This is a genomic window from Geobacillus sp. CX412 (assembly GCF_027942335.1).
Taxonomy (GTDB): domain Bacteria; phylum Bacillota; class Bacilli; order Bacillales; family Anoxybacillaceae; genus Parageobacillus_B; species Parageobacillus_B toebii.
The window spans coordinates 1,399,984-1,413,155 of the sequence record NZ_CP103461.1 but is presented as its reverse complement, the minus strand read 5'-3'; the positions used below and the strand labels follow the sequence as shown (position 1 = coordinate 1,413,155).

The window sequence follows — 13,172 nt, the reverse complement described above, 5'->3', positions numbered from 1 at the left end:
ACCGCCATGGCGGCTCCTGTTTCATTGGGATTAACATCCCCATGGGAACGGAGCAGGACCAGGAAAATTGCAATGTTGGTTTGCTACTTGGTTGACAACCGACTCCGTATGCGGGAAATAATGCTGATGTTGGAAAAGATGATGGTTGACATGTGTCGTATGTGATGGATGAATGTGTGGTACGATTGTTGCTTGGAAATGATGTTGTACACAACATCTTGGCGGATGAACAATCGGTGCCAATACATGTGGTGGGCAATGCATATCCATTCTCCTTTCTTTTCATAAGCTTATGTTTTACAATATCAGCCTATGATGAAAGGAGCGGACATGTACTAGTATAGACACCCATTTTTCCATATTCGTCTGTAACGGACAGCCAAATTACGTTAAGTTTCTAAACACAACAAACGTTAAACATATCACGAGAAAAAACAAGTAAAAAATTTTTTTGTACATGCTCCGCATCGTTTTCTCCCCGCCATTTCGTTTGTTTTTATCTATCCCGAAGCAATTGTACATATTTTTTGTTTTTTCTACAAGATTCGAAATGGAAAATCAAATTTTCTTTATTTTCTGTCGCATCCTGCGCTTTCCACGGAAATATTTAATGATTTAATTTCCGCTGAAGCCGTTCTATACGCCTGATCAACTCTAACTCTTGGGTAGTATTCCGCTGTTTATAGGAACGAGATAGTGTTTTCCATCGTTCATATACGTTGATCGCATAGTGATGCGCCTGATGGGCATCACGAAAATAATGTTCATACGCTTTTGCCAATTCAACCCCGGCTTTCATCTTCCACGTATCACTGTCATGCTGCCATAATTCTTTCCATATGTCCACTGCTTTTTCGTACCGTTTTTCTTTTTTATATAACAGCGATAGTTGCCATTTGGCCTGCCACGATTCTTTTGTTTCTTTTTCGATCACGCGCTCATACACGTTTTTCGCGGCATTTGTTTCTCCTAACGTCTCGAGCCAACGAGCTGTTTCCAACTGTTCAAATGCATCTTTTAGTTGCGGCGCTTCTAGCAGCTGTTTCGATAAATGAATATAGAGGCAAATTAACGATAAAACATCAAGTTCATTATGGAGAAATACCGGAAAAATTCGATCAGGATGCGGCGCCGATAGAAAGTCCATATACATCATCGGCGCCAAAAAACCGGGAACATCTTCTTCTCGCTCAATTTGCAATATCTCTTTTTCGACATTGGAAAGGCGAACAGACTCAAGCTTTTGTTTCCACATTCTCCTTGATGCGTGATATAAATCGAAATGGCCAAACGCCGGCAGTTTCGGGACAGCATCACGAATCAGCGTATGGCGCGTCTTGACTTTCGGCCAATCGAATGCTTTTCCGTTATACGTAACAAGCGTTGTATAGTCGACTTCCGATAAAAAACTTTGATACAATGCCACTTCCGCTCCCGGGTGCGGCAAAAAATGCTGGCGGACAACAACCCGATCTTCATATACGCGGGCATGGCCAAGCAAAAAAATGACATGTCCCGTTCCGCCGCTAAGCCCGGTCGTCTCCGTATCAAAGAAAAATAAATCGCTCGCTTCATGCCCTTTGCTCGAAAGCGGATGTGTAAAAGAAGCGTCTTGCCAACGGGCATGAATATGATGAAACTCTCCAAGTCGATACCGCCCATGCTGATAATCTAACGGATATACTACTTCGCGAATCAAACAATAATCCCCATCAAAAAAGAACGGCTGCACATGTTTTTTCTGCCATTCATCAAGAAATGGAACCTCTTTCTCTTGTTGCTCTTCAAAGAGCACACCGGGCCGTTCTTCCTGAACGGAAGCCCGGGATGCAAGTTGTTCCTTCCATCTTGCTAATTTCTGCTTCATTGACATGGTGTTCATCCCTTCATTTACTTGCTTAGAAGCTTGTGTAAAAATGAGATTACGTTTTTTTTCACGGAATGATTGCTTGCCTCGATCACCCCAATGCAAGAAGGGCAGCCATTTTCACACGGGCAGCGTTCAAGTAAATGTATCACTTCTCCCATGATTTCATCATACCGCTCAAAAACCGCTTCCGATAAGCCGATGCCGCCTGGATAACGGTCGTATAAAAAAATCGTCGGCATTCCGGAATGAGGTGCTTTCATTTGTGGTACGACGTGAATATCGGTGCGGTCGCACATGACAAACATCGGTACGAGGTGACGAAGCACATTTGAAATGCCAACGAGCGCTTGTTCGAGCATAGGCGCGTCCATTTTCGATAGTTCTTCTCCTAATTCGATCCATGTTGCCGTCGTATGTAGTTCTTCTTCCGGCAAATGGATCGGCCCTGAGCCAATGTTTTCAAATGTGGATAATTTAATTTTTTTAAAGATGGTAGCCTTCGCGCGAACAGAAACATCGCCGTAATGCAGACTCAGCAGCTGTCTTTGCTCGTTGCGGTCTTCTTCTAATACATGAAGCTGTACAGCTAAATTCGCATCCGTAAAATATTCTACGTTCACTTCCCGAACATATGCCTTTTTTTCTTCCCAATCAAGCTTTTCCACTTGATATTGCACACCTTCATGAAGATAGATCGCCTCTTCGTGCAATAACGTCATTGCACTAAATCGATCCATCTCGCCGATGACGCGATGGTTACCAGTTTTCGAAATATCGATAATGACGACATTCTCTTGGGATGCAGAACGCAAGCTAATATCATACGCCGGAAACGCATCGCTCATCCAATACCATTTACCTGCACGGTAATGCAATACTTTTTGTTCTGTTAAAAACTCAAGCACTTCTTCCACTTCGAGGTCGCCAAACTTTTCCCCTTGACGGAAAGGAAGTTCATATGCAGCGCATTTGAGATGATCGACAAGAATCAGCATGTTGTCTGGGTTGATGCGCGCCGTTTCCGGAGAACGGCCAAAGAAATACTCCGGATGCTGCACAATGTACTGGTCAATCGGACTAGAGCTCGCTACCATAATGACAAGGGAATCGCCGTGACGTCTCCCAGCTCTTCCTGCCTGCTGCCATGTGCTTGCGACCGTGCCGGGATATCCTGTCATGATACATACTTGCAGCTGGCCAATATCGACGCCAAGTTCAAGCGCGTTCGTGCTAACAACTCCGATAATTTCCCCGCTCCGTAATCCTTTTTCGATTTCCCGTCTTTCTTTTGGCAAATAACCGCCGCGATACCCACGAATCGTTTTCGCGCCCAATTGATCTTTAATAAGTTCTTGAAGATGGCTTAAAATCAGCTCGACACGCACACGGCTGCGGGCAAATACAATTGTTTGAATGCCGTTTTCTAAAAACTGTTTTGCTAGCCGGTTTACTTCGACCGTAGCGCTTTTGCGAATATTAAGAGGTTGATGAACAACCGGCGGATTATAAAAAACAAAATGTTTTCTTCCGCGCGGCGCCCCGTTATTATCAATCAATGTCATTGGCTCCCCTGTCAGGCGTTCGGCTAGTTCTTTCGGATTGGCAATCGTCGCTGATGTGCAAATAAAGATCGGCTTGCTTCCGTAAAACTGACAAATGCGCCTCAATCGGCGGATGACGTTTGCCACGTGGCTTCCAAACACACCGCGATACGTATGAAGCTCATCGATGACGACATACCGCAAATTTTCGAATAACGCCACCCATTTCGTATGATGCGGCAAAATCGCAGAATGCAGCATATCCGGATTTGTCATGACAATATGGCCAGCTTTGCGAATTTTTTGGCGAATGCCTGGCGCTGTATCGCCATCATATGTATAACTATGAATCGGAACGCCCATTTCCTCAATGATTTCGTGCAATTCGCTTTTTTGATCTTGCGCGAGCGCTTTTGTCGGAAATAAATAAAGCGCCCGGCTATGTTCATTTTCTGCGATCGCTTGCAGTACAGGTAAATTGTAGCAAAGCGTTTTCCCTGAAGCAGTCGGAGTAACGGCAACGATATTTTTTCCGTTTTGCACCGCTTCATAAGCGGCTGCCTGATGTGTATAAAGAGAAGCGATGCCGCGCTTTTCGAGCGCTGTTCGTAAACGCAAATCAAGATGCTCCGGCATCGGAACGGTGTTCGCTTCTTGTGGTTCGATTTCATGCCAATACACGACATTCGGATCGTTTCGCAATTGTTCTATCAATTCGAATAAGCTTTTTTTCTTCATATCAGCTCACCTCAATGATTTCATCTTTCTATTTTAATAGAAAGAATAGAGATATTGCCAAGAAAAATGACTTTATTCACAATAAAAAGGCTCGGCAGTTTGCTGCCGAGCGATATGTCTATTTTTGTCTATATCCAAGTCTTTCGGATATTTGCCTGCCAATATGCCGAATGCGTTCCTGAAGTTTTTCTATTCGTTCGTCTGTCATGCGAATCGTCGGACCAGAAATACTGACCGCGGCAACAACGCTTCCAGTATAATCAAAAATAGGAACAGCAATACAACGAATTCCGTACTCGTTTTCTTCTAAATCAAGCGCATACCCTTTTTGCTTTACTTTCTCTAGTTCTTTTAGAAGCTCATCCCGGTCCGTAATCGTAAAATCCGTATGTTTTGGCAATCCTTTTCGATCGATGATCTCTAGCACTACATTTAAAGGCAAATGGGCAAGAATAGCTTTTCCAACCCCCGTGCAATGCATCGGCGCCCTTTTTCCTACTTTTGAATGCATCCGCAACGTTTCTGTTCCTTCTAATTTTTCAATATAAATGACTTCTCCTTGATCGTATACGACAAGATGAATGACTTCGTTCGTTTCTTTTTCCAACTCTCGCAAGTACGGTTTTGCTTCTCGCCGCAAATCAATCGATTCGAGCAATTTGGAACTAATATCCAAAAATTTATAGCCAAGTTTGTACCGTTCCGTTTCCTTATCTTGTTCGATATACCCATATTGAGCTAGCGTTGACAAAATACGATACACAGAACTTTTATTAATATCCATTTGTTTAGCAATTTCCGTCACGCCTAATCCATCTTTTTCGGAACTAACGATATCGATAATATGTAATGCCCGGCTTACCGATTTCACTAAATTTTCTCTTTCCATCTTGTTCACCTCTAATATTCCTTCATCCATTGTCATTATACACTTATTGCCGGGCATTACCCAATAGTGGATCGGTCGCAATCGGCAGCATATTTAAATGTTTTATCCGCTCCCAGGCCGTCACAAACGGAGTCGAAGCGTTCTAATCACCGATTTCTCATTCAATCACATCGGCACCGACTGGGCTTGCTGTTAAAATAACATCCCCGGCTTCCATGTCATCTTCTATAACGATTGTATATTGCCTTCTACGGAAATTACTTCTTTCAAATGACGTTATCCTGCTTTATTTCAACAGTTTTTCTTGCAACTCCCGTTCTTATCGCCGCGCGCGCAACCGCGTCTGCCACCGCATCAACAACGCGTTTATCAAATGGATTAGGGATGACATAATCGCTCGTTAATTCTTCTGGACTGATTAAATTGGCAATGGCATCCGCAGCAGCCAGTTTCATTTCTTCATTAATTTCAGAAGCTCTCACTTGCAACGCCCCTTTAAAAACACCCGGAAAGGCAAGGACGTTATTCACTTGGTTTGGAAGATCCGATCTTCCCGTTGCTACAACTGCAGCACCAGCAGCTTTTGCGTCTTCCGGCATAATTTCCGGAACAGGATTGGCCAGCGCAAAAACAATAGGATTGTCGTTCATGGAGCGAACCATTTCCTGCGTTAACGCTCCTGCGACAGAAACCCCAATAAATATATCGGCTCCTTTAATGACCTCTTTTAAAGACCCTTGCACACGGTTTCGATTCGTTACTTTTGCCAGCGATTCTTTTATTTCGTTCATTCCGTGCGGACGATTTTCATAAATAGCCCCTTTTGAATCGCATAAAATGAGATCATCTACTCCCATAGAAAGAAGCAGTTTTGCGACCGCAATTCCGGCAGCACCCGCTCCGTTTACAACCACTTTACAATCGCTCAAACGCTTTTGCGCGACCTTCAATGCATTGGTCAATCCGGCAGCGATTACAATCGCTGTCCCATGCTGATCATCATGAAATACTGGTATAGACAGTTCTTGCTTAAGGCGTTCCTCGATCAAAAAGCAGTTTGGCGCAGCAATGTCCTCCAAATTAATTCCGCCAAACGTCGGCTCTAACAATTTTACCGTTTGAATAATTTGTTCCGGATCATTTGTGTTAATACAAAGTGGCACGGCATCAATGCCGGCAAACGCTTTAAATAAGGCGGCTTTCCCTTCCATAACAGGCATAGATGCTTTTGCTCCAATATTTCCTAATCCTAATACCGCAGATCCATCGGAAACAACCGCCACAAAGTTTCCTTTCATCGTATAATCATAAATCGATTCCGGATTTGCATGAATCGCTTTGCATGGTTCCGCCACTCCTGGAGAATAGATGACACTTAAATCATTGACGTTTTCTACCGAAACTTTAACATCCACACGCAACTTTCCTTTTGCTTGTTGATGAACAAATAGCGATTTTTCCCGAAGGTTCCGCATGTTCTCTACCTAGCTACTAACCCTTTCTTGTCCCACTCCTGCCGCCTTATTGCTGCCTTTCGTGCTGCGACATGTGTAGTAACTAGGGTTTGCACCTCCTTATTTATTTTTTGAATTTTTAGAATAATTTAATGATATTTATGAACAAGGGCATTCATCCAGATGAAAATGCCCTTGTTCAACATATTTTTATTGTTGAACAGCTGCATATTTTGCTTTCGCTTCTAAACGACGGCGATGCAAAATCGGCTCCGTATAACCGTTAGGCTGTTCATAACCTTTAAATATTAAATCGCACGCTGCTTGGAATGCAACCGAGTTGTCATAGTCCGGAGCCATTGGACGATAGTTCGGATCGCCAGCGTTTTGTTCGTCAACGACTTTCGCCATACGTTTTAATGTTTCTAATACTTGTTCTTTCGTGCAAATGCCGTGATGGAGCCAGTTTGCAATATGCTGGCTGGAAATTCGCAATGTCGCGCGGTCTTCCATTAACCCGATATTATTAATATCCGGCACTTTCGAACATCCGATACCTTGATCGATCCAGCGCACCACATAACCGAGTATGCCTTGGCAGTTGTTATCCAGCTCTTCTTGAATTTCTTCCGGCGTCCATTGTGGATTTACAGCGACTGGGATTTGTAAAATTTCATCACGGTAATCTTTCCGTTCTTTTCGCAATTCATTTTGTACTTCTGCCACATTAACTTGATGATAATGCAGCGCATGAAGCGTCGCGGCTGTCGGCGAAGGCACCCATGCCGTATTCGCGCCTGCTTTTAGCTGTCCGCCTTTTTGCTTCAGCATTTCCGCCATCATATCCGGCATTGCCCACATTCCTTTTCCAATTTGGGCGCGCCCTTGGAATCCAGCAGCTAAGCCGATCGTTACATTCGATTTTTCATAAGCTTGCAGCCATACCGATGTTTTCATGTCATTTTTGCGAATCATCGGACCGGCTTCCATTGACGTATGGATTTCATCCCCTGTCCGATCTAAAAAGCCTGTGTTAATAAAGATGATGCGATCTCTAACTTGATAAATGCAGTTTTTCAAGTTCAATGTCGTGCGGCGTTCTTCGTCCATGACACCGATTTTAATCGTGTTGCGTTTCAATCCAAGCATATCTTCAACGCGGTCAAATAACTCATTTGCGAACGCGACCTCTTCCGAACCATGCATTTTTGGTTTTACGATATAGATCGAGCCTTTGCGAGAATTTAAGTAACGGGTGTTGCCAAGAAGAGAATGTTTCATAATTAAACTTGTCACGACCGCATCCATAATTCCTTCATATACTTCTTCGCCGTTTGCGTCCAAAATCGTGTTGTTCGTCATTAAATGGCCAACGTTGCGGACGAACATAAGCGAACGGCCCGGCAGCGTAATTTCTTTGCCATCTGTTGTTCGATAAACTCGGTCCGGGTTAAGCGCACGTGTAATCGTTTTTCCGCCTTTTGTAAACGTAGACGTCAAATCCCCTTTGACAAGGCCGAGCAAATTGCGGTATACGAGCACTTTATCTTCTGCATCTACCGCTGCTACCGAGTCTTCACCATCCATAATGGTCGTAACGGCCGCTTCTAAATAAATATCTTTTACCCCTGCTTTATCCGTTTTCCCGACAGGATGGTTGCGGTCGATTTGAATTTCAATGTGAAGACCGTTATTTTTTAACAAGATTGCTGTCGGATTTTCCGGATTTCCTTGGAAGCCAACAAATTTTTCTTCCTCTTTTAGCGTTGTTGTGATCCCGCCTTCAACGGACGCCGCTAGTTTTCCATCCACTATCGTATATTGTACGACATCTTTATGAGAATATTCTTTCAATGGTACTGCTTGATCGAGAAACTCGCGCGCATAGGCAATCACTTTTGCCCCGCGGACCGGATTGTAGGAATCGCCGCGTTCCGCGCCATCTTCTTCACTGATTGCGTCCGTTCCATATAAGGCATCGTAAAGGCTTCCCCAGCGGGCGTTTGCCGCATTTAACGCGTAACGCGCGTTCGTAAGCGGAACGACTAATTGCGGACCCGCTTGAACGGCAATTTCCTCGTCTACTCCTTCTGTCGTAATCTCGAAATCATCCACTTCTGGCTCTAAATAACCGATATCTGTTAAAAATGCTTTATATTTTTCCATATCAAAATTGCCGCGATGCTCTTTATGCCATTCATTGATTTTTGCTTGAAGCTCATCGCGCCGCGCAAGAAGCGCTTTGTTTTTCGGCGTTAAATCAACAATAAGCGTTTCAAAGTCTTTCCAAAACTTTTCTTTGTTCACTTCACTTCCCGGAAGTACCTCATCGTTCATAAACTCATAAAATAGTTTTGCCACTTGAAGATTTCCTACTTTTACGTATTCCCCCATTTTCCCTCTCCTCCATATCAAACTTATTCGTTTCTTATTACGAAACGATGTTCTAAAATTATTTAAAAAAATCATAGCATGGAGCAAAATATATTTCAACAATTTTCACTCATTTTACAACAATTGTTTTTGTTTTTTCTCCTTTTTTACCTCAACGCACCGCCCCGGTGTCGGGAACAGCTTTCCTGCGTTTAATAAGTTTTTTGGATTAAACACGTCGCGAATGTCGGTTTGCGCGAGAATTTCTTCATCGCTAAAAATAAAGCGCATCTCTTCTTTCTTTTCAATGCCAACCCCATGTTCTCCTGTAATCGATCCGCCGACGGCTGCGCATGCTTGCAAGCATTCACTTCCCGCAGCAAGCGCTTTTTCTGTTTCTCCTGGTTTGCTTGCATCAAACAAAACGAGCGGATGAAGATTTCCATCGCCGGCATGGAAGATATTCGCGATGCGCAACCCATACTTTTTGCTGATTTCTTGAATGTTTTTTAACACTTCTGGCAGCTTGCTGCGCGGGATGACTCCATCTTGCACTAAATAATCTGGAGAAATCGCGCCCATCGCGCCAAATCCCGTTTTCCGGTTCGCCCACCAGCGCGCCCGCTCTTCTTCTGTTTGCGCCACTTTTACTTCCCGGACATTTCGGTTTCGGCAAATGCGCAAAATCTCTTCGATTTGTTCGGGAATTCCTGCAGAAATGCCGTCGACTTCAATCAAAAGAAGCGCCTCAATATCTTTCGGATGCCCCACTGGAAAAGCAGCCGCCTCCACTCCTTCGATCGCCGTTTGATCCATCATCTCCAGCGCTGCCGGAACCATTCCCGCAGCGATGATGTCGGAAACGGCTTGACTTGCATCCTCCACGCGGTCAAAATAAGCGAGCACCGTCTGTTTCGCTTCCGGATTCTTTAAAATGCGTACCGTTATTTTTGTGACAATCCCTAACGTCCCTTCCGAACCGGTCAACAATCCTAATAAGTCATATCCCGGCGGATCAGGAATGCCGTTTTCGCCGATTTCGATAATTTCTCCGTTCGGAAGTACGACTTCGAGCCCTAAAATGTGGTTGGTCGTGACGCCATATTTTAGACAATGCGCACCGCCGGCGTTTTCGGCAACATTTCCGCCAATCGTGCAGCAATATTGACTCGATGGATCTGGAGCATAATAGTATCCTCTGTCGGAAATGGAGTTGGTTAATTTTAAGTTGACAAATCCGGGCTCGACAACCGCGCGGCGGTTTTCTAAATCGACGCTAATGAGCCGTTTCATCCGGACTAAGCTAATGATCACTTCCCCGTTTAACGGAATCGCGCCGCCGCTTAATCCCGTCCCTGCCCCACGGGCAAGAAACGGCAAATCATGCTCATGACAATATTTCACAATGGCAGCGACTTCTTCCGTATTTTTCGGGAACACAACCGCTTTCGGCAAATGGCGGTGAACGGTAAATCCGTCGCAGTCATAGGCAATCAAATCTTCTTTTTTGTACAAAATCGATTTTTCACCGCCGACAATGCGAGCTAACGCTTGAATATGCGGATCATTTGTTTGTATTCCCTTTTTTCTCATACACGTACCTCCTTTCCGTCTTCTTTTTGATATGCCCAGTCTAGGAGCTGTACGGTATGAACGACTTTTTGATTTCGGCCGTATTTCAAAACTCCCATCGCCATTTGCAACATGCATCCGGGATTCCCCATCGTAATAAGTTCCACATCTTCTGGAACGTTTTCCATTTTGCTTTCCAATACGGCGCTTGCCATATCCGGATGGGTAAGATTATAAATTCCCGCGCTTCCGCAGCAGCGGTCGGCGTTTGGCATCGAAACCATTTCCACTCCCGGAATGCTCGATAAAATCGTGCGCGGTTCTTGACGAATTCCTTGGCCGTGCGCCAAATGGCAAGCGTCATGGTACGTAATGCGCACATTTAATTCCGCTTTCGGCTTTTCATACCCCGTATCATGCAAATATTTCGAAATATCTTCGACTTTACGGGAAAAATCTTCCGCTTTTTCTCGCCACTCTGGATCGTTGCGGAACAACTCTGGATATTCCTTTAACATAGAGCCGCCCCTGCCGCGTTCACGATCACGCGGTCTGCATGTTGAAATGCTTCAATATTTTGTTTGGCAAGCTTCCGGCCCATCTCGCGGTCCCCTGCATGCACATGAAGCGCCCCGCAGCACGTTTGATTTTGCGGAATGACGACATCGTTTCCGTTTCGTGTCAACACGCGAATCGTCGCCTCGTTAATATCGCTGAACATTACATCCATGACGCATCCTGTTAAAAGCGCGACCGTATGTTTCGTTTCTCCTTTTGCTTTAATGACATTCTTATGTTTATATTTTTTTCGGACCGGCACGCCTGCTTCCGGCAAAATCGCTTCCATCTCCACTAGATGCTTCGGCATGATGTGAAGCAGTTTCGTCTTGCGCGCGATCGTCTGCAGTCCGCTTTTTTGATATAGCTTTAACAAACTCCCGAGCAGATGAAGACGGGATGGATGCGGAAATACACCTTTTAAGAAGAAATTGTTGACAAACGCTTTCCATCCTGTCAGCGGAATCGCTTGCCGGATTTGTCCGCGTACTTCTTCAATCAATCCGCCGACATCGACATCGGCAGGGCACGCAGTTGTGCAAGCCCGACAATCTAGGCACATAAAAATGGGATCAATCAAATCTTCTGTAATCTCTAACTTCCCTTCTGCTACCGATTTCATCAAATGCACGCGTCCGCGCGGCGAATGTTGTTCTTGACCAGTTTGTTCGTATGTCGGGCACGATTCTAAGCACATGCCGCAATGAACGCAGTCAGCCCATTTGCTAGGATCAGGAGGATCACTAAAACGATAGTTTCCAAGACTAACAGTCGCACATGCCGGTCCGCTTTTTATCTCACTTTCTCGCAAACTCATCTTATATCCCTCCGACAAACCGTTGATTGTTCAATATTCGATTTGGATCGATTTTTCGTTTAATTCCATCGAGCAGGAAAAAATACGATGGTTTTTCTCCCCACACATCAACGCGCTTTCGCAGTGAAAACGGCAAATGCTTCACAATCGCATATCCGCCCAAGCCTGTCGCCGCCATCCGCAGCCGTTCGATCGCTGCAATGATCAACTCGCTTTCTCCTTTCATATATACTTGACATAGTCCATGTCCTAGCCCGCCGTGCGCCTCTATATGAACATGACAGATCTCTTGCAGTAAGTCGCTTTCACGAATGATATGAATAACATCTAAATTCACGACACCGATTTTCACCGCTGCTTCGATTTCGTTTCCGACTGACTCATACGGCATCGCCCCATTCGGACCGATCGTATAAAACGTTTGCCAAAACGATTTTGCTTCTTCTTGTGGAAGAATACGGATCGCTGTATTAGGAGGCTGCAGACGCTTTACAAATTCCTCCTGGTAATGAACGGCGCTTTTGACGTCTTCAAACGCCATCGCCAACGTATAAGCACGCTGGCCGATGAGCCGTTCCGACAACGACGGACTCAATAACTCGAAACAGACTGGTTCCATCATTGAATCAAGAAATTGAATCGCAAATGAACGGACTTCTTCTAAATTCCCTGATGGAAATGATAGCAATACGAGGCTTTCATATTTCGGAAGCGGGCGAAGTTTCAGCGTTATTTCCGATATCACACCAAGCGTTCCCATCGCACCGATAAACAGCTTGTTCATATCATAACCCGCCACATTTTTAACGACTTTCCCTCCGGAACGAATCACCGTTCCATCCGGATACACCGTGCGCAAACCAATGACACTATCGCGCGCGGAACCGTAACCGAGCCGCTTTGGACCGCTGTCGTTCGCCGCAATGACGCCGCCGATCGTCGCATATTGCGGCCACACAGGGTCAATCGCAACTTTTTGGCGGTATTCTGCCAAGTAATCTTGCAGTTTTTGAAACACCGTCCCTGATTTGACCGTCACTGTCATATCCGCAGCGGCATGCTCGACAATGCCGCTATAGTTTGCCAAGGAAAGCAAAATATCCACACATTCAACTTGTCCGCCAAACCCTCGCTTTGTTCCTCCGCCAACAATACAAACTTTTTTTCCATGGCTGTTTGCATAACGTAAAATGGATGAAATTTCCTCTTCTGATTGTGGATATACAGTCACATAGCCGCTGTTGCCGAGCGGATGTGGCTGATATTCCCCCGTCTGTACTTGTTTTTCCGATAGAAACGCTGTTAGATCGTCTTTCCATTCTAATGGCAGCACGCTTTGCACCTCCTGTTGTTTCGTAAT

The 13,172-nt window shown here is 44.9% G+C and carries 8 protein-coding genes and 1 pseudogene; all 9 read right to left on the bottom strand.

Annotated features, from left to right (window positions below):
- Positions 1 to 30: 30 nt before the first annotated feature.
- On the bottom strand, positions 31 to 264 hold the full coding sequence (locus NXM86_RS07445) for a CotD family spore coat protein (protein WP_498958826.1): 234 nt from the start codon (positions 262 to 264) through the stop codon (positions 31 to 33).
- Positions 265 to 607: 343 nt separating this feature from the next.
- A complete protein-coding gene (locus tag NXM86_RS07440) occupies positions 608 to 1,873 on the bottom strand; it encodes a ribonuclease H-like domain-containing protein (protein WP_498958825.1) in 1,266 nt (421 codons plus the stop codon).
- A 17-nt stretch (positions 1,874 to 1,890) separates the two neighbouring features.
- On the bottom strand, positions 1,891 to 4,149 hold the full coding sequence (locus NXM86_RS07435) for a DEAD/DEAH box helicase (protein ID WP_498958824.1): 2,259 nt from the start codon (positions 4,147 to 4,149) through the stop codon (positions 1,891 to 1,893).
- Positions 4,150 to 4,267: 118 nt separating this feature from the next.
- Positions 4,268 to 5,038, bottom strand: a complete 771-nt coding sequence (locus NXM86_RS07430; protein ID WP_062756008.1) for an IclR family transcriptional regulator — start codon at positions 5,036 to 5,038, stop codon at positions 4,268 to 4,270.
- Between the two features lie 266 nt (positions 5,039 to 5,304).
- Positions 5,305 to 6,513, bottom strand: a complete 1,209-nt coding sequence (locus NXM86_RS07425) for an NAD(P)-dependent malic enzyme (protein WP_062756010.1) — start codon at positions 6,511 to 6,513, stop codon at positions 5,305 to 5,307.
- 189 nt (positions 6,514 to 6,702) lie between these two features.
- Positions 6,703 to 8,886 carry a malate synthase G gene (locus NXM86_RS07420; protein WP_062756012.1) on the bottom strand — a complete coding sequence of 728 codons (2,184 nt, stop codon included), beginning with the start codon at positions 8,884 to 8,886 and terminating at the stop codon, positions 6,703 to 6,705.
- 114 nt (positions 8,887 to 9,000) lie between these two features.
- Entirely contained in the window at positions 9,001 to 10,458 is a 1,458-nt protein-coding gene (locus tag NXM86_RS07415; RefSeq protein WP_081189218.1) for an FAD-binding oxidoreductase, read from the bottom strand.
- Positions 10,455 to 11,812: pseudogene (locus tag NXM86_RS07410) on the bottom strand ((Fe-S)-binding protein). Before NXM86_RS07410 ends, NXM86_RS07415 begins: the two are co-directional and overlap by 4 nt.
- A 1-nt stretch (position 11,813) precedes the next feature.
- The gene (locus NXM86_RS07405; RefSeq protein ID WP_498958823.1) at positions 11,814 to 13,145 is read right to left on the bottom strand and encodes an FAD-binding oxidoreductase; all 1,332 of its coding nucleotides are present in this window, start codon (positions 13,143 to 13,145) and stop codon (positions 11,814 to 11,816) included.
- Positions 13,146 to 13,172: the final 27 nt, after the last annotated feature.